The 24,524-nt window shown below is 71.0% G+C and carries 23 protein-coding genes; 19 read left to right on the top strand and 4 right to left on the bottom strand.

Annotation, left to right across the window (positions count from 1 at the left end; all coding sequences use genetic code 11):
* The first annotated feature begins 37 nt into the window (after positions 1 to 37).
* From ACIA5C_RS39155 to ACIA5C_RS39135, 5 genes are all read left to right on the top strand, one after another.
* The gene (locus ACIA5C_RS39155) at positions 38 to 769 is read left to right on the top strand and encodes an oxidoreductase (RefSeq protein WP_396064389.1); all 732 of its coding nucleotides are present in this window, start codon (positions 38 to 40) and stop codon (positions 767 to 769) included.
* 71 nt (positions 770 to 840) lie between these two features.
* Entirely contained in the window at positions 841 to 1,317 is a 477-nt protein-coding gene (locus ACIA5C_RS39150; RefSeq protein ID WP_396064387.1) for a PH domain-containing protein, read from the top strand.
* A 944-nt stretch (positions 1,318 to 2,261) separates the two neighbouring features.
* Positions 2,262 to 2,852, top strand: a complete 591-nt coding sequence (locus ACIA5C_RS39145) for a TetR/AcrR family transcriptional regulator (RefSeq protein WP_396064384.1) — start codon at positions 2,262 to 2,264, stop codon at positions 2,850 to 2,852.
* 97 nt (positions 2,853 to 2,949) lie between these two features.
* Positions 2,950 to 3,699 (top strand): SDR family NAD(P)-dependent oxidoreductase, encoded by a 750-nt coding sequence (locus tag ACIA5C_RS39140; RefSeq protein ID WP_396064382.1) that lies wholly within the window; start codon positions 2,950 to 2,952, stop codon positions 3,697 to 3,699.
* Between the two features lie 27 nt (positions 3,700 to 3,726).
* Positions 3,727 to 4,584: a TIGR03620 family F420-dependent LLM class oxidoreductase gene (locus tag ACIA5C_RS39135; protein WP_396064380.1), complete on the top strand. Its 858-nt coding sequence runs from the start codon at positions 3,727 to 3,729 to the stop codon at positions 4,582 to 4,584.
* Between the two features lie 252 nt (positions 4,585 to 4,836).
* Here the strand turns inward: ACIA5C_RS39135 and ACIA5C_RS39130 are convergent, their stop codons facing one another.
* Together ACIA5C_RS39130 and ACIA5C_RS39125 are read right to left on the bottom strand one after the other, a co-directional pair.
* Positions 4,837 to 5,634 carry an HAD family hydrolase gene (locus tag ACIA5C_RS39130; RefSeq protein WP_396064378.1) on the bottom strand — a complete coding sequence of 266 codons (798 nt, stop codon included), beginning with the start codon at positions 5,632 to 5,634 and terminating at the stop codon, positions 4,837 to 4,839.
* Between the two features lie 315 nt (positions 5,635 to 5,949).
* Complete coding sequence (locus ACIA5C_RS39125; protein ID WP_396064376.1) at positions 5,950 to 6,318, bottom strand: STAS domain-containing protein; 369 nt, start codon at positions 6,316 to 6,318, stop codon at positions 5,950 to 5,952.
* A gap of 238 nt (positions 6,319 to 6,556) precedes the next feature.
* On the opposite strand from ACIA5C_RS39125, the gene ssd reads away from it, so the two are divergent.
* The 7 genes from ssd (at position 6,557) to ACIA5C_RS39090 (ending at position 11,538) form a co-directional block, all read left to right on the top strand.
* Complete coding sequence (ssd, locus tag ACIA5C_RS39120) at positions 6,557 to 7,612, top strand: septum site-determining protein Ssd (RefSeq protein ID WP_396064374.1); 1,056 nt, start codon at positions 6,557 to 6,559, stop codon at positions 7,610 to 7,612.
* A complete protein-coding gene (locus ACIA5C_RS39115; RefSeq protein WP_396064371.1) occupies positions 7,609 to 8,787 on the top strand; it encodes a TadA family conjugal transfer-associated ATPase in 1,179 nt (392 codons plus the stop codon). The genes ssd and ACIA5C_RS39115 overlap by 4 nt, the downstream gene beginning before the upstream one ends.
* On the top strand, positions 8,784 to 9,491 hold the full coding sequence (locus ACIA5C_RS39110; protein WP_396064369.1) for a hypothetical protein: 708 nt from the start codon (positions 8,784 to 8,786) through the stop codon (positions 9,489 to 9,491). Before ACIA5C_RS39115 ends, ACIA5C_RS39110 begins: the two co-directional genes overlap by 4 nt.
* Before the next feature lie 184 nt (positions 9,492 to 9,675).
* A complete protein-coding gene (locus ACIA5C_RS39105) occupies positions 9,676 to 10,365 on the top strand; it encodes a type II secretion system F family protein (RefSeq protein ID WP_396064658.1) in 690 nt (229 codons plus the stop codon).
* Between the two features lie 134 nt (positions 10,366 to 10,499).
* Positions 10,500 to 10,628: a DUF4244 domain-containing protein gene (locus ACIA5C_RS39100; protein WP_396064656.1), complete on the top strand. Its 129-nt coding sequence runs from the start codon at positions 10,500 to 10,502 to the stop codon at positions 10,626 to 10,628.
* Positions 10,625 to 10,978 carry a TadE family type IV pilus minor pilin gene (locus tag ACIA5C_RS39095; RefSeq protein WP_396064367.1) on the top strand — a complete coding sequence of 118 codons (354 nt, stop codon included), beginning with the start codon at positions 10,625 to 10,627 and terminating at the stop codon, positions 10,976 to 10,978. The genes ACIA5C_RS39100 and ACIA5C_RS39095 overlap by 4 nt, the downstream gene beginning before the upstream one ends.
* Before the next feature lie 191 nt (positions 10,979 to 11,169).
* A complete protein-coding gene (locus ACIA5C_RS39090) occupies positions 11,170 to 11,538 on the top strand; it encodes an Rv3654c family TadE-like protein (protein ID WP_396064365.1) in 369 nt (122 codons plus the stop codon).
* A gap of 189 nt (positions 11,539 to 11,727) precedes the next feature.
* Here ACIA5C_RS39090 and ACIA5C_RS39085 read toward each other — a convergent pair whose 3' ends face one another.
* On the bottom strand, positions 11,728 to 14,061 hold the full coding sequence (locus ACIA5C_RS39085) for a DEAD/DEAH box helicase (protein ID WP_396064363.1): 2,334 nt from the start codon (positions 14,059 to 14,061) through the stop codon (positions 11,728 to 11,730).
* A 170-nt stretch (positions 14,062 to 14,231) separates the two neighbouring features.
* Between ACIA5C_RS39085 and ACIA5C_RS39080 the strand changes: the two genes are divergently transcribed.
* The 6 genes from ACIA5C_RS39080 to topA all read left to right on the top strand — a co-directional run bounded on the left by ACIA5C_RS39080 (position 14,232) and on the right by topA (position 22,482).
* Entirely contained in the window at positions 14,232 to 14,585 is a 354-nt protein-coding gene (locus ACIA5C_RS39080; RefSeq protein WP_396064361.1) for an STAS domain-containing protein, read from the top strand.
* Positions 14,582 to 15,022 (top strand): ATP-binding protein, encoded by a 441-nt coding sequence (locus tag ACIA5C_RS39075; protein WP_396064359.1) that lies wholly within the window; start codon positions 14,582 to 14,584, stop codon positions 15,020 to 15,022. The genes ACIA5C_RS39080 and ACIA5C_RS39075 overlap by 4 nt, the downstream gene beginning before the upstream one ends.
* A gap of 259 nt (positions 15,023 to 15,281) precedes the next feature.
* Positions 15,282 to 17,645, top strand: coding sequence for a sodium-translocating pyrophosphatase (locus tag ACIA5C_RS39070; protein WP_396064357.1), 2,364 nt, complete (start codon positions 15,282 to 15,284; stop codon positions 17,643 to 17,645).
* An 87-nt stretch (positions 17,646 to 17,732) separates the two neighbouring features.
* Positions 17,733 to 18,263, top strand: coding sequence for a hypothetical protein (locus ACIA5C_RS39065; RefSeq protein WP_396064355.1), 531 nt, complete (start codon positions 17,733 to 17,735; stop codon positions 18,261 to 18,263).
* 1 nt (position 18,264) lies between these two features.
* Positions 18,265 to 19,398 carry a hypothetical protein gene (locus tag ACIA5C_RS39060; RefSeq protein WP_396064353.1) on the top strand — a complete coding sequence of 378 codons (1,134 nt, stop codon included), beginning with the start codon at positions 18,265 to 18,267 and terminating at the stop codon, positions 19,396 to 19,398.
* Between the two features lie 264 nt (positions 19,399 to 19,662).
* Positions 19,663 to 22,482, top strand: coding sequence for a type I DNA topoisomerase (gene topA, locus ACIA5C_RS39055; RefSeq protein ID WP_396064351.1), 2,820 nt, complete (start codon positions 19,663 to 19,665; stop codon positions 22,480 to 22,482).
* Here topA and ACIA5C_RS39050 read toward each other — a convergent pair whose 3' ends face one another.
* The gene (locus tag ACIA5C_RS39050) at positions 22,483 to 23,784 is read right to left on the bottom strand and encodes a D-arabinono-1,4-lactone oxidase (protein WP_396064349.1); all 1,302 of its coding nucleotides are present in this window, start codon (positions 23,782 to 23,784) and stop codon (positions 22,483 to 22,485) included.
* Positions 23,785 to 23,894: 110 nt separating this feature from the next.
* On the opposite strand from ACIA5C_RS39050, the gene ACIA5C_RS39045 reads away from it, so the two are divergent.
* Positions 23,895 to 24,524, top strand: coding sequence for a TetR family transcriptional regulator (locus ACIA5C_RS39045; RefSeq protein WP_396064347.1), 630 nt, complete (start codon positions 23,895 to 23,897; stop codon positions 24,522 to 24,524).

Below are 24,524 nucleotides of genomic sequence, written 5' to 3'. Positions count from 1 at the left end.
CCCATGCTTCCCTACTTTTACCGGATACCGTGTCCGGGTGGATCCACTCGCCCCGCTCCTCGACCTTGCCGACGTCGCACCCGCCCTGACCCAGGCCCGCGAACAGGTCGACGCCGCGCTGCGGCACCGCGCCCTGCGCCGCCAGGGCGGCCGGGTCGCCGCCGAGGCGAGCCTGCGGGCGGCGGTCGCCGGCGCGGCTCTTGAGGGGCACGTCCACGACCTCGACGACGTACGGGCAGGAACGGTCACCGACCCGGTCGTCCAGGGCGCTCTGCGGGTCGCTGAGGGTCTCGGCGGGCTGGTCGACCTCTGGCCCCGGGCGCCGCGGCAGGTACTGGCCAAGCTGCACGTGCTCGCCGCCCGCGGTTCGGTCCCGGCCGACGACCTGGGCCGCCTGGTCGCCGGCGCCCACCGCATCGACGCGCTGGCCGGCCTGGTCGCGGGCAACGGGCAGACCCCGCCCCTGCTGCTGGCCGCGATCGTGCACGCCGAACTGCTCACGCTGCGCCCGTTCCCCGGCCCGGCCGGCCTGGTCGCCTGCGCGGCAGCCCGGCTCACCCTGATCGGTCGCGGACTCGACCCCCGCGGCCTGATCGCGGTCGAGGTGGGCCACGCCGAGCGCGAACCCGAATATGTCGGCGCATCCGGCGCATATGCCACCGGAACCCCGGACGGCGTCCGCTCCTGGCTGCGCCACTACGCCGCCGCGGTCACCGCCGCCGCGGCTGAGCTGGACCGCATAGGCGACGCGGTGCTAGCCGCTGTCTGATCATCCATTTTCGATGGGCCAGAAGTCTTGATCGCCCTGTTCGGCGGCATTCGCCTGGAATACTGGCCCGCGTGCCTGAAACGTGGACGCGACCCTATGTGCCGGGAGCGGGCCGCTGGCTGGTGATCGCCTGGGAGGCGCCCGCGCTGGCTCTGCTCGGATGGTCCACCGCGCACAAGTTAGGCCTCAGCGGCAACGGCCTCTGGGCCATGGTGGCCGTGCTGGCCGCGATCTGGTCGATCGGCGCCTGGCGCATTCTCCGCATGGGCGTCTATGCGGGCGCCGACGGAGTGCTCATCCGGGGGTTGCTGCGCTCGCGCACGCTGCGCTGGCACGAGGTCGCCCACGTGCTCCTGCACAAGGCAACCCACCGCCTCGGCCCGTGGGAGATCGAGAGCGGCCTGACCGTACTCATCGAGCGCCGCGACGGCTCCATGGTCAACACCGAACTCTGGGCCCAGGGCGTCGACTTCCACCGCCGCCCCCGAGTCTTCCGAGCCGTCTACCAGGAACTACGCACCCTCCACCTAGACGCCGCAGCCAGCTGACGACCACACCGCCACTCCTTCGCCCCCGGGCGCAGGAAGCAGCGCCACCCTGAAGGCTCGCCCCCGAGCAAAGGTCTGCCGGCCCGGCGCGGTTTCCCCAAGCCAAAGTTCCGGTAAGCCGGCGCAGGGCTCCGCGGGACTGGCGCGGGTTGGGGGCCTGGTCCCCACAGCAAAGCGTTGTGACGCGGCGCACCGTTGAGGCTTTCGCCCCCCGAGTGAGAGGCCTAGCGGTGGTTTGGCGGTAGTCCCCCAGCGAAAGGTCCGCCGCCCGCCACCGCAGAATCGGGGTCTAGGGGCTCGCCCCAGCAACCCCCCGCCGAGCCGGCGCCGATTGGAACGCGGGGTCTGGGGCTCGCCCCAGCAACCCCCCGCCGAGCCGGCGCCGATTGGAACGCGGGGTCTGGGGCTCGCCCCAGCAACCCCCCGCCGAGCCGGCGCCGATTGGAACGCGGGGTCTGGGGGCTCGGCCCCCAGGGGAAACGCGATGAGGCCCGGTCCGCATTTTCCGCGGACACGGGCCCCCGCCTCTTCGCCCCCCGACCGGGTTATCAAGCGTGCACCTGGGTCGTTGTCGACAGTCCTCGAACCCCTGGGGGCCGAGGTCCCGCCGCAACGTGCCTGCCGTGGCTGATCGCGCGTGGGTTCCCGGTGGTGGCGCACAGATCCAGCCCTAACCGCAACTCCGGGTCGCCCGAACCGGTCTCCCGAAGCTTGCTGTGGCGGTGCTGGTTCCGCCACCTCTTTCTACGCCCGGGCTTGCTTGATCGCCAGGGCATTCCGAACAAAACCCAAGGTCAAGACCTTTTCCCGTACGGCGTGCCTTGGTCCCGTGGCGCACGCCCGGCTGGTTGCAACTCACCCTCCGGTCGCCGCTTCCGGCCGGTTCGGCGGCGGACGTTGTATTTTAGTAACAACTAAAATACAGAGCGATAGCGGAGGCGATCATGGCAGGCGGACGGCCGCGCTCGTTCGACGATGACGTGGCGCTCGATCGGGCGTTGGAGGTGTTCTGGCGCCAGGGTTACGAGGGCACGGCGATCTCCGATCTGCTCAAGGCGATGGGGATCAACAACGCGCCCAGCCTGTACAACGCCTTCGGCAACAAGGAGCAGCTGTTCGTGAAGGTGCTGGACCGCTACGCGGACGGTCCGGCCCGTTACATCCGGGAGGCGTTCGATCAGCCGACCGCGCGGGCGGCGGTGTCGGCGTTGCTGCATGGTGCTGCCGACGCGACGACTGAGCCGGATCATCCGCGGGGGTGCATCACGGTGCAGGGCGGGTTGGCGTGTTCGCCGCCGGCGGAGCCGGCGCGTGACGAGTTGACGGCGCGGCGGGCGGCCGGTGAGGCGGCTCTGCGGCAGCGGTTGCAGGCGGCCCGGGCCGACGGCGAGATCCCGGCGGATGCCGATGCCGACGGCCTGGCGCGTTACTTCACCACGGTCTATCAGGGGATCGCGGTGCAGGCGGGGGGCGGAGCGACCCGGGACCAGCTGCACGGGATCGTCGACATCGCCATGACGGTCTGGCCGTCCTGACGACGTAGGTCACACATTCGTTTCTTGACCGGGTGCTTTCGTCGGGGCTAGTTTTTTAGCGACCAATAAAAAACGAGTCGGACGAAGGGCACACATCATGGGACAGCTTGAGGGCAAGACCGCGATCGTCACCGGCGGCAGCACCGGCATCGGCCTTGCCGCTGCGCAGCGGTTCGCGGCCGAGGGAGCACACGTCTACATCACCGGTCGCCGCCAGGAGGTCCTCGACGACGCCGTCGCCACGATCGGCCACGGCGCGACCGGCGTGCGCGGCGATGTCGCCGACCTCGCCGACCTGGATCGCCTGTACGCGACCGTGGCCGGCGACAACCGGCGCATCGACGTGCTGTTCGCCAATGCCGGCGGCGGGGAGTTCTCCACCCTCGAGCAGGTCACCGAGAAGCACTTCGACGAGACGTTCGGCGGCAACACCAAGGGCATGCTGTTCACCGTGCAGAAGGCGCTGCCGCTGCTCAACGACGGCGCGTCGATCATCTTGCAGTCGTCCAACGCGGCGACCCTCGGCAACGAAGCCTTCGGCGTGTACGCCGCGTCCAAGGCCGCGGTGCGATCGTTCGCCCGCACCTGGGCCGCGGAGCTGAAGGGCCGCTCGATCCGGGTCAACGCGATCAGCCCCGGCACCATCGACACCCCCGGCATCGACGGTCTGGTGCCGAGTCAGGAGCAGGCCGTCGAGCTCAAGTCGTACATGGCGAGCACCATCCCGATGGGCCGCGTCGGCCGCCCCGACGAGGTCGCGAGCGCCGCCCTGTTTCTCGCCTCCGACCAGAGCAGCTTCATCACCGGCATCGAACTTTTCGTCGACGGCGGCCGCAACCAGATCTGACCGGCCCGCATCGAGAGGAGATCCGTCATGCAGCTGGGATCGACCGGCATCTGGAGCATCGAGTTACGCATGGCCGACCCGCACGAGATCGCCGACACCGCGGCCGAACTCGACGAACTCGGCTGGGGCACCCTGTGGTTCCCCGGCCTCGGCGGTGGCGACGTCCTCGCCGATTCCGAACGGCTGCTGCGCGCCACCCGGCGGGCCACCGTCGCCATCGGTGTCGCGAGCATGTGGCGACACCCGGCCGGCGAGATGGCCGCCGGACACGCACGCTTGCAGGAGACGTACGGCGGGCGGCACATGCTGGGTCTGGGCGTCAGCGACCCGGCTGCCGCGCGGGCCGCCGGACACCCGTACCGACCCTTGGCCGACATGGCCCGCTACCTCGACGACCTCGATCGGGCCCCGGCTCCGGTAGCGGCGGCGGACCGGCTCATGGCGGCGCTCGGCCCCCGGATGACCGAACTCGCCGGCCGCCGTACCGCGGGCGTACACCCGTTCATGGTCACCCCGGACTACACCGCCGCCGCACGCAAGCAGCTGGGCGACGGCCCGTTGATCGCGCCCTACCAGGCTGTGGTCCTGGAACGCGACCCGGCAACGGCCCGCGCCTCCGCCCGCGACTTCCTGGGCATCTTCCTGGGCATGCACCATTACGCGCAAAGCCTGCTCCGCCAGGGCTTCACCGAGCAGGACCTCGCCGCCGGCGGCAGCGACCGGCTCATCGACAGCGTCGTAGCCTGGGGCGACGTCGAGGCCATCGGCGCCCGCTTGCGCGCCCACCACCAGGCCGGAGCCGACCACGTCTGCCTCCACGTCGTAGGCGCCGGCCCAGGCATGCCCCTGCCGCAATGGCGCGAGCTGGCGGTGCTCACTGCCTGACCGTACCGACCAGGTCCGGCACGGATCCCCGGAGTTACGCACCGGGAAGGCCATCGAGGGTGCGGGGCGCGTGTGGGCGGGCCGGGGTGAGGCCGGGATGCGGGCCCGCCCGGGCGGGCCCGCGGAGCTTGCGTTGCAGTCAGCTGGGCCGTGCGCCACGGGACCTTGGCACGCCGTACTTCTGACTGCTGCGTAGCTTGAGGGGCGCGGCGTCCGTGAGTTTCGCGGAGCCGGGCCGGTGTTGCCGGACGGTCAGGCGAGGGCTTTGGTTCGGCGGTGGCGGCCGTAGAGAGCGAGGCCGATGGCTACGCCGACGCCGACTCCCAAGGCGGCCGCTACCGGTACGGCCGGGCGGTCGCGTAGGCGGCGGCCCAGGGGGATCGGGTGGCGGAAGTCGAGGATGGGCCAGCCGTTCTCGACTGCCGTTCGGCGCAGGGCGCGGTCGGGATTGACCACGCTCGGGTGGCCGACCACCTCGAGCAGGGGCAGGTCGCTGCTCGAGTCGGAATAGGCGTAGCAGTCGGCCAGGTCGTAGCCGCGATCGGCGGCCAGTGCGCGCACGCCGGCCGCTTTGCTCGGGCCGGCGGCGTAGAAATCGACGTCGCCGCTGTATTTGCCGTCGACGATGCTCATGCGGGTGGCGATGATGTCGGTGATGCCGAGCAGCGCGCCGATCGGGCGAACCATTTCGTCGCCCGAAGCGGAGACCAGCACGACGTCGCGGCCGGCCGCCTGATGTTCGGCGATCAGGCTTGCGGCCTCGGCATAGACATAAGGGTTGATGAGTTCCTCGAGCGTTTCGGCGACGATCTGTTGAACCTGTTCGACTTTCCAGCCTTTGCACAGGGCGGCCAGATAGTCGCGGGTGCGCGCCATTGCCTGCTCGTCGGAGCCGCCACCCAGCCGGAACATCAGTTGTGCATAGGCGGATTTGACAACATCACGGCGACTGATCAGGCCGTCACGATAGAAGGGCCGTCCGAAGGCCAGCGCGCTGGACTTGGCGATGACGGTCTTGTCGAGGTCGAAAAACGCGGCGCTGACGCCCACGGGCCGAAAGTGTAGCGGTAAGTCGTCGGCCGCCGCCGTCCTCGGCGCGCCGCGGAATCGCTGAGGTAACGGACCGTGAATTCGGTCAGACGGGCAGCACTATCGCAGGCCCACCGCAATCGGTACTCGACGTGCGCGGCCTCGGTGAGGCATGCTTGTCTCTGTTGCGACGGAGTTTCATGTTGTAGTTGTCGCTATTCGTTGCTCGCAGACCCTCGGTGGTTGCGCCCCCCGCGATCACCGAGTTGATTCGGCTCGACCCCCCCGGAGCCGAATCCAAGGACGGCCCCCGCCTCCCCCGGCGGGGGTCGTTCCCTATGTGCCGGTGGCCTGAGCAGCTTCTTCTTGCGTTTCCGCGTTGGCGTTGCTCTCCGTGAGGCCGAAGAACTCGGTCAGGCCGGTCACGGTGAGCACGCGGCGAAAGCCGTCTGTCGGATTGACGACGATGTATCGAACGCCGGCTCCGTCGGCCGCCTGGTAACCCTCGATGAGCGCGCCCAGGCCGGTCGAGTCGATAAAGGACGCTTGCGCAAGATCGACGCGGACCGTGGTGGGCGACCAGTCGGCGACCGCGGCGCGCAGGCGCTGCGCGAGCTCGTCGGCGTTGGAGAAGTCGATCTCGCCGTGCACGGTCACGGTGGCCGTGCCGTCGTCGGCGAGTGTGCCCAGGATCGAACTCTCCATGCCAGCTCCATCGGTCCGTGTCGGCACCAACATACCCAACACCGGTCGGCTCCATTCTCCCTGTGTGTGCGGACAGGTCGCCGAGCATCGGCAGTCCTGCGTAGCAGGTCAGCCGGTCGAGTGGGCGTTATCCACAATTCTGCGGGTTATCCACAAGCGCCGGCATCGGCCATGGCGACGCACCTCCGGGCAAGGCGATGGTGGGCGCTCGATCCGCCGACCGCCCGGGAGATCCGCGATGCCGCAACCCCGCCTGCCTCTCGTCGTTACCGCCGACACCGACCTGCTCGACGACCTCCTGCGCCTTGCCGCGGCCGGTGGGTCGGAGGTGGAAGTCGTCGCCGACCCGGCTGGTGCCCGCCCGCGCTATGCCGCCGCCCCGCTGGTCGTGGTCGGCCTCGACCAGCTGCGGCCCTGTCTGCGCGCCCGCCTCCCACGAAGATCCCGGCTGATCGTTGCCGGTCGGGGCGACCTTCCCGACGAGACCTGGGCACTGGCCGACCATCTCGGAACGGTGCACGTCGCCGCGCTTCCCGAGGCCGAGGCGTGGCTGGTCGACCGGTTCGCCGAGCGCCCGGAGCCGGACACCCGCGGCCGCGTCCTGGCCGTGATCGGCGGCCGCGGCGGGGCCGGCGCGAGCATCCTGGCCGGTGGCCTGGCGATGACCGCGTCCAGGTCCGGTCACCGCACCCTGCTGGTCGACGGCGATCCGCTGGGCGGCGGGCTCGACCTGCTCTTCGGCTGGGAAAACGTGGAAGGGGTGCGCTGGCCGGGGTTGGCCGACGCGGAGGGCCGGGTCGACCCGCCGGCGCTGCTCGAGGCGCTGCCGCATCGCGGCGATCTGGTGCTGCTCTCCTTCGATCGGGAACAGCTGCCGGCCGTGCCCACCGAGGCGATGGCGGCCACGCTCGACGCGGCCCGGCGAGGCCGCGACGTGATCGTCGCCGACCTGCCCCGGCACCTCGACGACGCGGCGGCGCTCGCCCTCCAGGCGGCCGACCGCGCCCTGCTGGTCGTCCCGGCCGAGCTGCGGGCCACCGCGGCGGCGGTCCGGGTCGCCCGGGCGGTCCGGCTGCACTGCGACAACGTCGCGCTGGTCGTCCGAGGCCCGGCGCCCGGGAAGCTGCGTCCGCGCGATGTGGCGCAGGCGCTCGGACTGCCGCTGGCCGGGTCGCTGCGACCCGATCCCGGGATGTGCCAGGCACTCGAGCGGGGCGAGGCGCCGGCCGCCGACGGCAAGGGACCACTGGCCGAACTGTGCCGCGACCTCGTGCGGGAACTGGTGGCAGCATGAGGCACGCCGACGTGACCGACCGGGTGCGGCGGCAGTTCGCGGTCGATGGGGTGGAGGCGACACCGGCGGCGGTGGTGAGCGCGGTGCGGCGCGAGACCGGGGCCGGGCTGCTCGGCGACACGGCGGTGCTGCGCCTGGCCGACCGGGTGCACGACCAGTTGGTCGGGGCGGGGCCGTTGGCGCCGCTGCTCGGCGATCCGGCCGTCACCGACATCCTGGTGAACGGCGTGCAGGTGTGGGTCGACCGAGGGGCCGGCCTGCAGCGGACGGCGATCGTGTTCCACCGGCCGGACGAGGTGCGGCGGCTGGCCCAGCGCCTGGCCGCGGCGTGCGGGCGCCGGCTCGACGACGGTCAGCCTTATGCGGATGCCCGCCTTCCCGACGGCACACGGCTGCACGCGGTGCTGCCGCCGGTGGCGACCGACGGGCCCTACCTGTCGTTGCGCACGTTCCGGCAGCGGCCGTTCACCCTCACCGACCTGGTCGAGCGGGGCACGGTCGCGCCGACCGTGGCGCCGCTGCTGTCGGCGATCGTGGCCGCCCGCCTGGCCTACCTGGTGACCGGCGGCACCGGCAGCGGCAAGACGACGCTGCTGTCGACACTGCTCGGCCTGGTGCCGCCGACCGAGCGGATCGTGCTGGTCGAGGACGCGTCCGAGCTGCGGCCGGTGCACCCGCACGTGGTGGGGTTGCAGGCGCGCACCGCCAATGTGGAGGGTGCGGGCGCGGTCGGCCTGACCGACTTGGTGCGGCAGGCGCTGCGGATGCGGCCGGACCGGCTGGTCGTCGGGGAGTGCCGTGGTGCCGAGATCGTCGACCTTCTCGGCGCTCTCAACACCGGGCACGACGGCGGGGCGGGCACCCTGCACGCCAATGCGCCTTCCGATGTGCCGGCCCGGCTCGAGGCGCTCGGGCTGCTCGGCGGGCTTCCGCGGGCGGCGTTGCACGCCCAGGTGGTTGCGGCGCTGCAAGTGGTGCTGCAGGTGAGGCGTACGGATCGGGGCCGTGCCCTCGAGTCGGTGAGCGTGCTGCTGCCCTCCGGCGAGCAGCGCCTGGCGACCGTGGTTCCGGCCTGGCGGCGCGGGCGTGGGGCCGGACCGGGTGCGGGCGCCCTGAGCCAGTGGCTGGTCGAGCGCGGCGTCGTGGTCCCGGCCGTTCTGCGGAGGCCGTCATGATCGCGGCGCTCCTCCTGGCCGGCGTCGTCGTGGTGCTCTGGCCGACCCGGCTGACCGTTCTGACCGTGCGTCGGCCCCGCGACCGCGCCGCCCTGCTGCGCGCGTTCGCGACACAGGACCCACGCCGGGCCGCGGTGGCCGGAAGTGCCCTGATCACTGCGCTGGCGCTGCTGGCCGGCGGCCCGGTCGCCGCTGTGGTGAGTGCCGCCTATTCCGCGCTCGGTGGCCGGGCCTTCTTACGGCGCTCGGCGCGGCAGCGGGCGGCCGTCGAACGTTCGGCCGCCCTCGACGGCCTGGCGGCTCTCGCTGCCGACCTTCGCGCCGGTCTGGCGACCGCAGCGGCCGTGACAAGCCCGCTGGCCGGCGCCACCGCGGCGAGTGGCCGCATCGGTGCGCTCACCGCGTCGGTCTGGCGGCTCGCCGAGCGGACCGGCGCTCCCGCCGCCGACCTGGTCGAGCGGATCGAGGCGGACGCCCGCGCGTCCGATCGGGCCGCGGCCTCGGCCGCCGCCCAGGCGGCCGGGGCGCAGGCCACGGCCCTGCTCCTGGCCGCACTTCCGATCGGTGGCATCGGCCTGGGCATGACGATCGGCGCCGATCCCGTACGCGTCCTGCTCCACACCCCGATCGGCGCGGCCTGCGCGATCGTCGCCGTGGTGCTGCAGACGGCCGGCCTGCTCTGGGCGGAACGGCTGGCCCGATGAACGACCAGTGTCTGTTGGTCAAGACGTTGGCCGCGAAAGGGCCGTCTCCGGTGCCGCTTCATCCGTGCTGCACGGCCGCAGTGGTCGCCCTGCAAGACCGCGACCGACCCACTGCGGTCTGGCTCTGCCCGCGCGAGGACGAGGAAGAGCGACCGCAGGTCGGTGCGCCGTGATCGCCCTCCTCGTGGCCGTCGGCGCAATCGTCCCCCTGGTCGTCGGCGGCGGTGGGGTCCGCAGACGTCTCGCGGCCGTGTTCCGGCGCCCCTCGCCGGGCTCGGACGGCCGCCGGACCCGCCTGCTCATCTCGGCGGTCGTCGGGCTGGGTGTCGCCGGGCTGATCGGCACCTGGTGGGGTCTGCCGCTCGGGACGGTCGCGGGCGTCGCGGCCGAGCGGTACCTGCGCCGCCGGGAACCCGCCCGGCTACGCGAGGAGCGCCGCGCCTCCGCGGCCGACCTGCCGCTCGGCTGCGACCTGCTCGCGGCCGCGCTCCGGGCCGGCGCACCGGTCGAACGCGCGGCCGAGGCGGTCGCGGATGCCCTGGCCGGCCCGCTGGGCGAACGGATGCGGCGCGCCGCCCGGTCCCTGCGCCTGGGTGCCGGTCCGGCCGAGGCGTGGGCGCACCTCGCGGAGGTACGCGGCGCCGACCGCCTGGTCGCGGCGGCCGTCCGCTCCAGCACCAGCGGCGGTGCGCTGGCGGGCGCGCTCGGCCGGCTCGCCGACGATCTGCGCGCCGACCGGGCCGTGGCCGTCGAAGCGGCCGCCCAACGCGCCGGCGTGCTGATCGTTCTTCCGCTCGGGCTGTGCTTCCTGCCCGCGTTCCTGCTCGCCGGGCTCGTACCGGTGCTCGTCGCCGTCCTCGGCGACGTCCTCTGACCCGGCGGTCCCACCCCGCCGCACGGCTCCCGCCCCATGCGGGAGCCGGATCCACCCACCAACCGAAGGAGAACCACGTGCGCAAATTCATCGCGAACTTCGCGCGTCTGCGGACCGAGGCCGCCGACGCCGGAATGAGCACCGCCGAGTACGCCGTCGGGACCCTGGCCGCCGTGGCGTTCGCCGGCGTACTACTCAAGGTCGTCACCGGCACCAACGTGCTCACGGCGCTCACCGCGGTGATCGACAAGGCCCTGAAGTGACACGGCGCCGGCCGCCCGGCCGCGACCGGGGCTCCTTTACCGCCGAACTCGCGGCCGGGCTGCCGGCGCTCATGCTCCTGCTGTTCGCGGGCCTGACCGCGGTCTCCGCGGTAACCGCCAAGGGCCAGTGCGTCGACGCGGCCCGCGAGGCGGCGCTGGCCACGGCCCGGGGCGCGCCCGCGCCGGACCAGTTCGTGCCGCCGGGTGCCACGGTGCAGATCGAGGTCGATGGCGACGTTGTGACCGCCCGGGTGAGGGCCCCGGTCCGCCTGCTGGGCGCCCACCTCCCGGTGATCACCGTGGAGGGCGCAGCCGTGGCCGCTCGCGAGCCGACGACGGTCACCCCATGACGCCGTCCCGCGCTCGGCTGGCCCGCGCTCGGCTGGCCCGCGCTCGGCTGGCCCGCGCTCGGCTGGCCCGCGCTCGGCTGGCCCGCGCGTGGTTGGCTCGCGCCTGCTTGCCTTCAGCTCGCTTGGCTCGCGCCTGGCTCGTTCGCCGTTGGGGGCTGGCGCGCGGCTGCTGGTTGGTCTGCCTTCGGCGGATGGGGCGGGCGGCGGCTGACGATCGGGGTGCGGCCTCGATCCTTGTTCTTGCGGTGGGTCTGCTGATGGTTGCCGCCGGCGTTGCTGGTTGCGCCGTCGGCAACACCCGCGTGGCCCGCCACCGCGCCCACAATGCGGCCGACCTCGGCGCACTGGCCGGCGCGACCCGAGCCGTGCACGGCGAGTCGGACGCGTGTGCGCAAGCCGCCCGGTTCGTCGTCGCCAACGGCGGCCGGATGACCGAATGCAGGGTCACCGACCTGGAGATCGTGGTGCGCGCCGAGGTGGAGGTGCGCCCGCTGCCCGGCCTGGTCCGGCAGGCCGAAGCCGTGGCGAGAGCAGGCCCGGTTTACGCGCTGCCGGGGTGAGGACCGGGTTTGATCGAGCCCGAGCCGGAGCCGGAGCCGGAGCCGGAGCCGGAGCCCGAGCCCGAGCCCGAGCCCGAGCCGGAGCCGGAGCCCGAGCCTGAGCCCGAGCCGGAGGAGGCGGGCGGAGCCGGAGAAGGGGCGAGCCGGGGGAGGGCGGTGGAGCCGACGGGGGCGAGGGCGGGGGTGGCCCTACGAGTTGTCGGCGAGCGACTGGAGGACCACGTCCAGGACCCGGATGGCGCCCGGTTTGTTGAGCGGGTTGTTGCCATTGCCGCACTTCGGGGACTGGACGCAGGACGGGCAGCCGCTTTCGCAGACGCACGACGCGATCGCCTCGCGGGTCGCGCGGAGCCACTCGGAGGCCGCCTCGTAGGCGCGTTCGGCGAAGCCCGCCCCGCCTGGATGGCCGTCGTATACGAAGACCGTTGGGGCCTCGGTGTCGATGTGGTTGGCCGTCGACAGTCCGCCGATGTCCCAGCGGTCGCATGTCGCGATCAGCGGCAGCAGGCCGATGCCCGCGTGCTCGGCCGCGTGCAGGGCACCCGGGAAGTCGGCCGGTGAGACGCCCGCTGCCTCCAGGGCTCGCGGCGACACCGTGAACCAGACCGCGACCGTTCGCAGTTCGCGGGCCGGCAGGTCGAGCGGCCGGGTGTCGATCAGCTCGCCGGTCGCGATGCGGCGGCGCTGGTAGGACACGACCTGGCTGGTCACGTCGACCTCGCCGAGGAACAGGCCGACCGGCCCGGCATCGACGTAGGACCGCACCGACACCACCGACAGGTCGATCACGTCGCGGGCCTGGGTCGTCCACTCCGGTTCTTCGGGGTGGACGAGGGCGATCGCATCCTCAAGGTTGAGGTCGTCGACCACGTACGTCACGCCCTGATGCAGGTAGACCGCGCCGGCGTGCAGCATCGAGTGGGACGACTCCGGGTCGACCGTGCCGAGCAGCCGGCCGGTCGGCTCCTCGACGACCTGGATCGGGCCGCCGCCCGTGCCGCGCAGGTCGACCTCGGGGCGCCCGCGGTGGGTCCAGTACCAACCGGACGGCCGTTTCCGCAGCGCACCCGAGGCGGTCAGCCCGTCGAGGGCCGCCTGCGCCGCATCGCCACCGAACAGCGGAAGGTCGGCGAGGGTGATCGGTGCCTCCGAGGCCGCGCAGCACAGTTGTGGTCCGAGGACGTACGGGTTGGACGGGTCGAGCACCGTCGTCTCGACCGGGCGGCCGAACAGGGCCGACGGGTGGTGCACGAGGTAGGTGTCGAGCGGGTCGTCCCGGGCGATCAGCACCGCGAGTGCTTCTCCGCCCGCGCGCCCGGCCCGTCCCGCCTGCTGCCATAGGGACGCCCGGGTGCCCGGGTAGCCGCAGATCAGGACCGCGTCGAGGCCGACCAGGTCGACGCCGAGTTCGAGCGCGTTGGTCGAGGCGAGCGCGAGCAGTTCGCCGGAGAGCAGGGAGCGTTCGATGGCCCGCCGGTCGTCGCGCAGGTAGCCGGCGCGGTAGGCGGCGACCCGCGAGCCGAGCCCGGGCACCGCTTCGTTGAGCGAGCGCCGGGCGATCGACGCCACCACCTCGGCGCCGCGGCGGGAGCGGATGAAGGCCAGTGTCCGGGTGCCGGCGATGACCGAGTCGGTGAGCAGGTCGGCCGTTTCGCTGAGGGCCGACCGCCGGACCTGGATCATGTCGGCGCCGTCGTCGGAGATGTCGGGCAGGAGGGGTGGTTCCCAGAGGGCGAAGGTGACCCCTCCACGCGGCGAGCCGTCGGCGGTCACCGCCTCGACCGGCAGGCCGACCAGCCGGGAGGCGGTCAGGCCGGGGTCGCCCGACGTCGCCGAGGCCAGCACGAACGTGGGGGAGCCGCCGTAACGGGCGGCGGCACGGCGCAGCCGCCGCACGACGTGGGCCACGTGCGACCCGAACACGCCCCGGTAGGCATGGCACTCGTCGATCACCACGTACGAAAGGCGGCGCAAGAATTGCGCCCAGCGTTGGTGGCTGGGAAGCAGCGAATGGTGAACCATGTCGGGGTTGGTGAGGATCAGGCGGGAGTTCTGCCGGACCCAGTCGCGTTCCTCGCGGGGGGTGTCACCGTCGTATGTGGCCGGGCGGATGCCGTCGAGCCCGAGTCGCGTGACCGAGCGCAACTGGTCGGCGGCGAGTGCCTTGGCCGGCGAGATGTAGAGGGCGGTGGCCCGCTCGTCGGTGAGGAGGCGGCTGAGCACCGGGAGTTGATAGCCGAGCGACTTGCCCGAGGCGGTGCCGGTGGCCAGCACCACGTGGGTGCCCGAGTTCGCGAGCGTTGCCGCCGCGGCCTGATGCGACCACGGCTGTTCGATGCCGTGCCCGGCGAGTGCCTCGATCAGGGCGGGTGAGACCCACGACGGCCAGTCGACCGGGTGACCGTCGCGGGCCGGGACCTGCTCGACGTGGGTGATCGGCGACTGTTCGCCCCGCGCGGTGCGGGCCCGGAGCCGGTGAAGCAGTTCGGCCGGGTCAAGGGCGGTGGAAGTCACGGCTTGCACTCTGACATCGGAGTGGGCCGAACCCCAAACGGGTACGACGGTGGGTGCCACGCGTCGCGGATTGTTCGGCGGTGGTTAGATTCGCTGGGGAGATCGGCGGTCACCGCAGCGCGCGCAGGCGGACGCGTAGGGTGGGCCGCCGCAACCACGCCTCGCAGGGAGGAGGACCGATGGAGCTGTCGCTGGCGGCCCGGACCGTCGCCGAGCACACGGTGCTCGAGGTGGGCGGTGAGGTCGACGTCTACACCGCCCCGAGGTTGCGGGAGAGGTTGGTCGAGTTGGTCGACGCCGGTGCACGCAATGTCGTGGTCGATCTGGGCGGTGTTGATTTCCTCGATTCGACCGGGCTCGGGGTGCTGGTCGGCGCGATGAAGCGGCTGCGGGTGGCGAACGGCACGTTCGGCCTCGTCTGCTCGAAGGAGCCGCTGCTCAAGATCTTCCGGATCACGGCGCTGGACCAGGTGTTCCCGATCTATCCGACGATCGAGGCGGCGACCGCAGACGGCGACGGCCCGACTTCGTGATGGCGACGGTCCGGCTGTCCTTCTCGCCCGCGCCCGTGCATGTCCGCACGGCCCGGCTGGTCGGCGTGGCAGTGGCTCGGCGGGCGGGGGTCGCCGAGGAACTGCTCGACGAGGTCCGGCTGGCGATCGGTGAGGCGTGCACGCGCGCGGTCGCGCTGCACAACCAATACAACATCCCCGATCTCGTCACAGTCGAAATGTCTGATTCGGACTCATATGCGGTTCGGGTGATCGACCACGCCCCGATCGAGGCGAGCGTCGGCCTGGCCAAGCTGCCGCCCGACGAGTTGGCCGACGAGTCGCTGACCGACGAGGCCCTGACCACCGGCGTCGGCTTCGCGCTACTCGCCGGATTTGTCGATGACCTGCAGGTTCGCCCGGTCGATGACGGACCCGGCACCGAGGTCCGGATGGTGTGGCCGGTGCAACGGCGCTGACCGATCCCTCGGCCGCCGAAAGATCAAAAAACCTCGTTACCCTCCTGGCGCGTCGCTAACACAGCGGCGAACATCACCACGACACGGCCGGATCCGGATGTGACCACCACCACGACCGGCCGATACAGTACGCGAGTTATTCGCTACTGCTCCTGGTCCCGCGGCCGCGGGACCCAGTTGTCGTCTCCCCGGTGACGGGGATGCGCCGGGGACGGTCACGTCCGCCGCCCCGGCGCGATCGTTGTACAGGAGGACATCGATGTCCGGGACTCCAAGAACTCTTGCCGCGGGCGGAGTGTCCCTGAGTGGTTCCAATCTCACATTCGTCATCGTCGCTATCGTCTTCGCGCTGATCGCGCTCGGCTTCGCGGCGATGTTCGTCCAGTCGGTCATCAAGACCGGCCGGGGCACCAAAAATATGCAGGAGATCGCCGGCGCCGTCCAAGAAGGCGCGTCGGCCTACCTGTTCCGCCAGTTCAAAACCCTTGCGATCTTCGTGGTGATCGCCGTCGTCCTGCTCTTCCTCCTGCCGGTGCACGACACCGACAACGAGGTCTGGGTCAAGATCGGCCGGTCGCTGTTCTTCATCGTGGGCGCGGTTTTCAGCTCGTTCATCGGCGGCGCGGGCATGGCGCTCGCGACCCGCGCCAACCTCCGGGTGGCCGCGGCGGCCGGTGAGCAGGGCGGCCGCGAGACCGCCATGGGCATCGCCTTCCGCACCGGCGGTGTGGTCGGCTTCCTCACCGTCGGCCTGGGGCTCTTCGGCGGCTCGCTGGTTGTGCTGATCTTCCGCAGCGACGCCCCGACCGTGCTCGAGGGCTTCGGCTTCGGTGCTGCCCTGCTCGCGATGTTCATGCGGGTCGGCGGCGGCATCTTCACCAAGGCCGCGGACGTCGGCGCCGACCTGGTCGGCAAGGTGGAGCAGGGCATCCCCGAGGACGACCCGCGTAACGCCGCGACCATCGCCGACAACGTGGGCGACAACGTCGGTGACTGCGCCGGCATGGCGGCCGACCTGTTCGAGTCGTACGCCGTGACCCTGGTCGCCGCGCTGATCCTCGGCCAGGCCGCCTTCGGCCAGGACGGCCTGATCTTCCCGCTGATCATCTCGACGATCGGTGTGGTCATCGCCATCCTCGGTGTGTTCATCACCCGGCTCCGCCCGTCCGACCGCAACGGCCTGACGGCGATCAACCGGGCGTTCTACATCTCCGCGGTGGTCTCGGCGATCCTGGTCGCGATCGTCACCTTTATCTACCTGCCGTCGAGCTTCGCCGGCTTCAAGGACAGCGGCATCTCGCAGGACATCATCGCGAGCGGCCGTGACCCGCGCTGGATCGCGATCGGCGCCGTCGTGATCGGCATCGTGCTGGCGGCCGCGATCCAGGCCCTGACCGGTTACTTCACCGAGACCAACCGGCGCCCGGTGCAGGACATCGGCAAGTCGTCCCAGACCGGCGCGGCGACCGTGGTGCTGGCCGGCATCAGCGTCGGCCTCGAGTCGGCGGTCTACTCGGCACTGCTGATCGGCGCCGGCGTCTACGGCGCGTTCCTGCTCGGCGGCTCGTCGCTCACCCTGTCGCTGTTCGCGGTCGCGCTGGCCGGCACCGGCCTGCTGACCACGGTCGGCGTCATCGTCGCGATGGACACCTTCGGCCCGATCTCCGACAACGCGCAGGGCATCGCCGAGATGTCCGGCGACATCGACGAGCACGGCGCGCAGATCCTGACCGAGCTCGACGCGGTCGGCAACACCACCAAGGCGATCACCAAGGGCATCGCGATCGCGACCGCCGTCCTGGCCGCCACGGCGCTGTTCGGGTCGTACACCAACAGCCTGAGCTCCTCGCTCACCGACGCGGGCGTCAAGAACGTCGGCAACGAGATCCTCGGCCTGCTCAACATCGCCAACCCGCGCAGCCTGGTCGGCCTGCTGATCGGCGCGGCCGTCGTGTTCCTCTTCTCCGGCCTCGCGATCAACGCCGTTTCCCGCTCAGCGGGCGCGGTCGTGATGGAGGTTCGCCGCCAGTTCCGCGAGCACCCGGGCATCATGGACCGCACCGAGCGGCCCGAGTACGGCCGGGTCGTCGACATCTGCACCCGCGACGCGCAGCGCGAGCTGCTCACCCCGGGTCTGCTGGCGATCCTCGCCCCGATCGCGGTCGGCTTCGGTCTCGGCGCCGGCGCGCTGGCGGCCTACCTGGCCGGCGCGATCGGCACGGGCACGCTGATGGCGGTCTTCCTGGCCAACTCCGGCGGCGCGTGGGACAACGCCAAGAAGCTGGTCGAGGACGGCTCCTACGGCGGCAAGGGATCCGACGCGCACGAAGCCACGATCATCGGTGACACGGTCGGTGACCCGTTCAAGGACACCGCCGGCCCGGCGATCAACCCGCTGCTCAAGGTGATGAACCTGGTCTCGCTGCTGATCGCCCCGGCCGTCGTGACCTGGAGCATCGGCAAGGACCAGAACACCCCGCTCCGCGTCATCATCGCCGTCGTGGCGGCGGCCATCATCGCGGCCGCCGTGGTGTGGAGCAAGCGCAAGCCGATCTCGATGGGTGACGACGCCCCGGCCGCTCCGACCGGCGACAACACGCCCAGCGAGCGCGTCAGCGCCTGACCGATCGAAGTGGAGGGCGCCCGGGTGTTTCACCGGGCGCCCTCTGCGGTAGAACGGATTGTCGGTGGGCACCCGTACCCTGCTTCCATGCGCCCGGCACGCCCCCTCGTTCTGCTGATACTCCTTGCGCTCGCTGCACCGCTCGGCGCCTGTGCCGGCTCGCACGGCGCCCGCGCCTGGGCCTCACAGGTCTGCCGGACGCTCGCACCCTGGCGCACCGAGATCGGCTCGCTGACCATCCGCACCCAGCAGCAGATGACCACCCGCACCACCCCCGGCCAGGCGAAAGAAAACCTGATGACGCTCTTCGGCGGCGCCCGCGACGCCAGTGAGAAGGCGCGGGCCGGCGTGGCCGAGGCGGGCGATCCCGACGTCAGCGACGGCAAGCAGATCGCCGACGGGTTCGTCACCTCGCTGGCCAAGGTGCGCGATGCATACGGGCGGGCCCGGACCGGCATCGGCGCGCTCGCGATCACCCCGGCCGAGGGCTTCTACGACCAGGTCGCCAAGGTCGTCACCCAGCTCAACCAGGACTATCAGGCCAGCAGCCTCGACACCAGCAATCTCAAGTCGACCGAGTTGCAGCAGGCCTTCGACGAAGTCCCCGAGTGCCGATGAGATGAATGAGACCGGTTGGCCCCTCATTCCGCGCGAGGTGCTTCCCGCGCCGATCAAGCCTGCCAAGACCCGGATCGGCCCCCGTCTCCCGGCGCCTCCGGGCGAGGCCGGGCGCCAACTCTCGATTTTCGGCGCGGACACCACGGAACCCTCGCCGGCCGATCTCGCCGGCCTTCTCGCCGGCCCCGGCCGGATCGGCCGGATGGGCGGCACGGCCCGCGTATCGGTCACGGTGGATGCCGCCTGGCGGGTGCATGCGTTGGTCACCGAACTGGTCAGCCGCGGCTTGGTGGTCAATTGGCATGAAGAAGTACGCGACGACGCGCACCCGATCGTGTCAGAGCGATCCGGACCGTCGGAACCGCAGGTAAAGAAAGAGACATCCGTCCGCAGGCCGCCGGTGGCCGCGACCTTCGACCCCGACGCCGACCCGCTGCCCGACCTCCCGTCGGACGTCGACTTCCTGACCGACAGCCTGCCCGAGCCCACCGCACTCCTCGACGAGCCCGACGAGCCCGACGAGCCCGAACCGCCGGACGAGCCCGAACCGCCGGACGAGCCCGAACCGCCGGACGAGCCCGAACTGCCCGACCAGCCCGAAGTGCCCCACGAGCCGGCCGCCCCCGACCCGTCCTCTGCCCCGGGAGGCCCCGCCGCGGCCCCCGACGGGTCAACTGCGGCCCTCGACGAGTCAACCGCCACCGTGGGTGACGATGCCGACACGTCCGCCGAAGAAGCGGCGGATGACCCGAACCCGCCCGAACCCGCCCCAAAACCCCGTTTCGAGGTCGTCACGGCGTACTCCAGTCGGCTGAACACCCTCGCCCGGGCCTGGCCCGACGCGGCCGCCCAGCTCTTCCTCAGCGGCCCCCGCCTGCGTCTCTGGGTCGCCGCGGCCGGCGAACCGGTCCCCGGCGGCTATGCCCTCGGCCTCGGAGCGGCGAGCCACAATCTGAAGGAACTTCGGGCAATCGATGCCGCGCTGGTCCGCGCCGGTCTGGCCGGCCGCCTCTCCGAGGACGGCCGCCACTACGTCATCGCAGGTCAGCGCCGCTTGAAACGCCTCGCCGAACTGGTCGGTGATCGCCCCGCCGCGGCACCGCCGGAGTTGTGGCCCGACGGCGCCGGTGCGTGATCTTCCTGGATTGTGTGCGACACAACAGCATGTTCCCGGTGTACGGTGTCGCCGTCGGACGCGTGCGGTGGCCGGACCGCTCCTGTCCGCCACAACCTGCAAAGCCGAAAGAGGGCCGGGCTTGCAGCAGCTGCGGGAATGTGTGCTCGTCCGGCGCGTTACGTTGAAAGTCTGTGCTCCACCGGTGCTGTGCCAGCCCGCGGCGGAAAACAGAAGGAAAGCCCGTCGATGAGGCGGAACGCGAGTGCGAAGTGTGGGAGTGCCGTGCCGAGTGACGCCAGGACGACCCGTCTGGTCATCGTCGAGTCTCCGTCGAAGGCCAAGACGATCGCCGGTTATCTGGGGCCCGACTATTTTGTCGAGGCCTCTTTCGGCCATGTCCGTGACCTGCCGAAAAATGCCGACGAGGTGCCCGCCAAGTACGCCGGCGAGTCGTGGGCGCGCCTCGGGGTCGACGTCGACAACGGCTTCCAGCCGCTCTACGTGGTCTCGTCCAACCGCAAGGGCCAGATCGACAAGCTGAAGAGCCTGGCCAAAGAGGTCGACGAGATCTTCCTCGCAACGGATGAGGACCGCGAGGGCGAGGCCATCGCCTGGCACCTGGTCGAGACGATCAAGCCCAAGGTGCCGGTCCACCGGATGGTCTTCCACGAGATCACCAAGCCGGCGATCCAGGCCGCGGTGGCCAACCCGCGCGAGATCGACCGCGACCTGGTCGACGCCCAGGAGGCCCGCCGCATCCTCGACCGGCTCTACGGCTACGAGGTCAGCCCGGTCCTGTGGAAGAAGGTCGGCCCCAAGCTGTCGGCCGGGCGCGTGCAGTCGGTCGCGACCCGCATCGTGGTCGAGCGGGAGCGCCAGCGCATGGCGTTCCGCACCGCCGAATACTGGGACATCCTGGCCACCCTGTCCGTTCAGGGGCAGGTCGAAGGGCCGCGCAACTTCCAGGCCACGCTGATCGCTCTCGATGGTGATCGTGTCGCCACCGGTCGGGACTTCGAGCCGACCACCGGCCAGGTCCGCCCGGGCGCCGGGGTCGTGCACCTCGACGGCGACGGCGCTCGTGGTCTCGCCGCCCGCCTGGAGGACCGCCCGTTCACGGTCACCCGGGTCGAGGAGAAGCCGTACCGGCGCCGGCCGTACGCGCCGTTCATCACGTCGACGTTGCAGCAGGAGGCGGCCCGCAAGCTGCGCTTCTCCGCGTCGCAGACGATGCGCACCGCGCAGACTCTCTACGAGAGCGGCTACATCACCTACATGCGTACCGACTCGGTCAACCTGTCCGAGACGGCGCTGACCGCCGCCCGCCGGCAGATCGCCGAGCTGTACGGCCAGGCCAACGTGCCGCCGCAGCCGCGCCGCTACACGGGCAAGGTCAAGAACGCGCAGGAGGCCCACGAGGCGATCCGGCCGGCCGGCGACAACTTCCGTACGCCGGGCGAGGTGGCCAAGGAGCTCAAGCCGGACGAGTTCCGCCTCTACGAGCTGATCTGGCGGCGCACGATCGCCTCGCAGATGACCGACGCGGTCGGTAACTCGGTGAGCGTGCGCATCCGGGCGGTCTCCACCTCCAACGAGGAGGTCGACTTCGCCGCGACCGGTAAGACGATCACCGACCCGGGATTCCTCCGGGCGTACGTCGAGTCGAGCGACGACGAGAACGCCGAGGCGGAGGACGCCGAGCGCCGTCTGCCGACCCTGGTCAAGGACCAGCCACTGACCGCCGAGGAGCTGGCCGCGGTCGGTCACCACACCTCGCCGCCCGCCCGCTACACCGAGGCGTCGCTGGTCAAGGCACTGGAGGAGCTGGGCATCGGCCGCCCGTCGACCTACGAGTCGATCATGCGGACGATCCAGGACCGGGGATACGTCGAGAAGCGCGGCCAGGCCCTGATCCCGTCGTTCCTGGCGTTCGCCGTGGTCGGCCTGCTCGAGGGCCACTACCCGCGCCTGGTGGACTACAACTTCACCGCGTCGATGGAAAGCCAGCTCGACGACATCGCGGGCGGCGACCACGCGGCGCTCGACTTCCTCACCTCTTTCTACTTCGGCAGCCAGACGGCGGGCGCCGAGGACTCGATCGCCCAGGCCGGCGGCCTGAAGAAGATGGTGACGGAAAACCTGAGCGCGATCGACGCGCGCCTGGTCAACTCGATCTTCCTGTTCGAGGACGAGAAGAACGGGCCGGTCGTGGTCCGGGTCGGCCGCTTCGGTCCCTACCTTCAGCGCAAGCTCAAGGACGCGCCCGAGGACGACCCGGGCAACCGGGTGTCGATTCCCGAGGGCATCGCGCCCGACGAGCTCACAAACGAGAAGGTCGAGGAGCTCTTCGCGTCCGGCGGCGGCGACAAGTCGGTCGGCGACGACCCGGTCACCGGCGAGCCGGTGCTGGTCAAGTCCGGCCGCTTCGGGCCGTACGTGCAGAGCGGCGAGCGCACGGCGTCGCTGTTCAAGAGCCAGTCGCCGCAGACCCTCACGCTGGAGCAGGCGCTGCAGCTGCTGACCCTGCCCCGCATCGTGGGCAAGGACCAGGACGGCGTCGAGATCACCGCGCAGAACGGCCGGTACGGGCCGTACGTCAAGCGCGGCACCGACTCCCGTTCGCTGGTCAGCGAGGACGAGCTGTTCACGGTCACGCTCGAGAAGGCGCTCGAGCTGCTGGCCCAGCCGAAGACGCGGCAGTCCCGTACGGCCAAGCCGCCGCTGAAGGAGCTGGGTCCCGACCCGGTCAGCCAGAAGCCGATGGTGATCAAGGACGGCCGGTTCGGTGCCTACGTGACCGACGGCGAGACCAACGCGACGCTGCGCCGCGGTCAGACGCCGGAAGAGATCACGCCGGAGATCGCGTCGGAGATGCTGGCCAACAAGCGGGCCAACCCGAGCACGAAGAAGGCGGCGCCGGCGAAGAAGGTGGCCAAGAAGGCCGCTTCGGGCGACGAGCCGGCCAAGAAGGCGGCGGCGAAGAAGGCCCCGGCCAAGAAGGCGGCGGCCAAGAAGGCGACTCCGGCCAAGAAGGCGGCGGCCGCCAAGAAGGCCCCGGCCAAGAAGGCCGCCCCGGCAAAGGCGACGGCCACCGCCGAGTAATTACGAGCCGAGCACCCGGTCCAGGTAGTCGTTCGCGAAGACCCGGGCCGGGTCGAACTGGTCCCGCACGGCCACGAAGTCGTCGAACTTCTCGTAGGCCGGGCGCAGGTCCTCGGCCGTACGGTAGTGGAGCTTGCCCCAATGGGGCCGTCCGCCGAGGGGTCGGCAGACCGCTTCCACCGCGCGGAAATAGGGTTCGTAGTCGTTGCCGACGAATTGGTGTACGGCTACGTAGGCCGAGTCCCGGCCGTAGCCGTGCGACATCCAGACGTCGTCGGGCCCGGTGAAGCGCACCTCGACCGGGAACTGCACCCGGAACGGGAGGCCGTCGATGATCCTGGGGAGGGCGTCGAGGACTTCCGGGAGGGCACTCCGTGGGATCTCGTACTCCATCTCGGTGAAATGCACTCGTCGTGGCGTACAGAAAACGCGGTCTGACCTCTCGGTGTAGGTCCTCGCGGTGAGCGCTCGCGCAGCGAGCGCGCTGATCGGCGGAACCGTCGCCGGCACCGCGCGGCCGATCCGGCAGACGGCGCCGAACACCGAGTTGGAGAGGAAGTCGTCGTCGAGCCAGCCGCGGAAGCGGGAGAGCGGCCGGTCGTTGTCCTCGACCTTGTTATTGATCTTGAGCTGGGCGCGGTCGGTGTACGGGTACCAGTAGAACTCGGCGTGGTCGTTGCCGGCGATCCACTCGTCGAGGCCGGCCATCACGTCGGCCAGCGCCATCGGCCGCTCGTCGGCCAACAGGGTGAACGCCTCGGTGCACCGCAGCGTGACCTCGACCAGGACTCCGAGCGCACCCAGTGAGACCCGGGCCGCCGGCAGCAGCGGGTCGCCGGGGTCGATCGTGACGACCTCGCCGGCACCGTTGACCAGTTTGACCGCTTCCACGCAGGATGCGATGGTCGAGTGCTTGGCCCCGGTTCCGTGTGTGCCGGTCGAGATCGCGCCCGCGACCGTCTGCTCGTCGATGTCACCCAGGTTGGGCATCGCCAGCCCGTGCTCCGCCAGAAGCGCGTTCAGCCTGCTCAGCGGCATGCCGGCCTGCACGGTGACGAGCGGACCGTCGATCGAGACCAGACCGTTCAGCCGGTGCAGGAGTAACCGCTGGTCATTGGCCAGAGCGATATCGGTGAACGAGTGGCCGCTGCCGACCGCCTTGATCCGGCGTCCGGTACCCGACGCCTCCTTGACCTGGGCCGCGACTTCGTCAACAGTGCCCGGAGTCAGCACGTCGACGGCAACTGCCTGCTGGTTGCCGCCCCAATTGATCCAGCGTCGGGCGTTTACGGGGCTTGTCATTTCGGCTTTGTCCTCCGTACGAGCGGTTTTCCTGGCGTCCCCGTCGATGCGACTCGCTCGTTGATCCGAGTAACGTTCCGATTATCACTGCTGAGAGGGAGTGGCGACGCGTGTCGACACCAACCGTCACCACCGGGCCGCTGCGGCGGGTCCCGGTGCAGGGCAGAAGCGTTGCCCGGGTCCAGCGCATGCTCGATGCCTGCGCCGAGCTCGTCGATGAAGTGGGCTACGAGGGCCTGACGACCACGCTGCTCGCCGAGCGGGCGGAGGTCGCGATCGGCTCGGTGTACCAGTTCTTCCCGGACAAGCGCGCGATCGTCCAGGCGCTGGCCATGCGCAACATGGACGCATACCTGCAAGGCCTGTCCGCGCGCTTCGAGAGCGAGACCTTCACCCACTGGTGGGACGGGGTCGACGCGGCCATCGACGTCTACATCCAGATGCACCGTTCGGTGGCCGGCTTCCGCACGCTGCACTTCGGCGACGTCGTCGACGTGCACCTGCTCGACCTCGAGAAGGACAACAACACGGTCATCGCCGACCGGCTGGCCGAGCTGCTGGTCGAGCAGTTCCAGCTGATCGACCGCGCGCGTCTGCGGTTCGCGCTGGAGATCTCGGTCGAGGCGGCGGACGCGCTGATCAAGCTGGCGTTCCGGCGCATCACGACCGGTGACGAGGCGGTGATACTGGAGGCGAAGGCGCTCATCCGGGAATACCTGCACCGCCACGTCGACGCGTAA

The organism is Actinoplanes sp. NPDC051343 (genome assembly GCF_044455125.1).
GTDB lineage: Bacteria > Actinomycetota > Actinomycetes > Mycobacteriales > Micromonosporaceae > Actinoplanes.
This window is presented reverse-complemented; position numbering and strand designations above follow the sequence as displayed.

Bases quoted from the DNA above. Each gene is read 5' to 3' on its own strand.
- ACIA5C_RS39145 (WP_396064384.1), top strand. From the start codon at position 2,262: ATGGCAGGCGGACGGCCGCGCTCGTTCGACGATGACGTGGCGCTCGAT.
- ACIA5C_RS39140 (WP_396064382.1), top strand. From the start codon at position 2,950: ATGGGACAGCTTGAGGGCAAGACCGCGATCGTCACCGGCGGCAGCACC.
- ACIA5C_RS39135 (WP_396064380.1), top strand. From the start codon at position 3,727: ATGCAGCTGGGATCGACCGGCATCTGGAGCATCGAGTTACGCATGGCC.
- ACIA5C_RS39125 (WP_396064376.1), bottom strand. From the start codon at position 6,318: ATGGAGAGTTCGATCCTGGGCACACTCGCCGACGACGGCACGGCCACC.
- ssd (WP_396064374.1), top strand. From the start codon at position 6,557: ATGCCGCAACCCCGCCTGCCTCTCGTCGTTACCGCCGACACCGACCTG.
- ACIA5C_RS39115 (WP_396064371.1), top strand. From the start codon at position 7,609: ATGAGGCACGCCGACGTGACCGACCGGGTGCGGCGGCAGTTCGCGGTC.
- ACIA5C_RS39110 (WP_396064369.1), top strand. From the start codon at position 8,784: ATGATCGCGGCGCTCCTCCTGGCCGGCGTCGTCGTGGTGCTCTGGCCG.
- ACIA5C_RS39100 (WP_396064656.1), top strand. From the start codon at position 10,500: ATGAGCACCGCCGAGTACGCCGTCGGGACCCTGGCCGCCGTGGCGTTC.
- ACIA5C_RS39090 (WP_396064365.1), top strand. From the start codon at position 11,170: ATGGGGCGGGCGGCGGCTGACGATCGGGGTGCGGCCTCGATCCTTGTT.
- ACIA5C_RS39080 (WP_396064361.1), top strand. From the start codon at position 14,232: ATGGAGCTGTCGCTGGCGGCCCGGACCGTCGCCGAGCACACGGTGCTC.
- ACIA5C_RS39070 (WP_396064357.1), top strand. From the start codon at position 15,282: ATGTCCGGGACTCCAAGAACTCTTGCCGCGGGCGGAGTGTCCCTGAGT.
- ACIA5C_RS39065 (WP_396064355.1), top strand. From the start codon at position 17,733: ATGCGCCCGGCACGCCCCCTCGTTCTGCTGATACTCCTTGCGCTCGCT.
- ACIA5C_RS39060 (WP_396064353.1), top strand. From the start codon at position 18,265: ATGAATGAGACCGGTTGGCCCCTCATTCCGCGCGAGGTGCTTCCCGCG.
- ACIA5C_RS39050 (WP_396064349.1), bottom strand. From the start codon at position 23,784: ATGACAAGCCCCGTAAACGCCCGACGCTGGATCAATTGGGGCGGCAAC.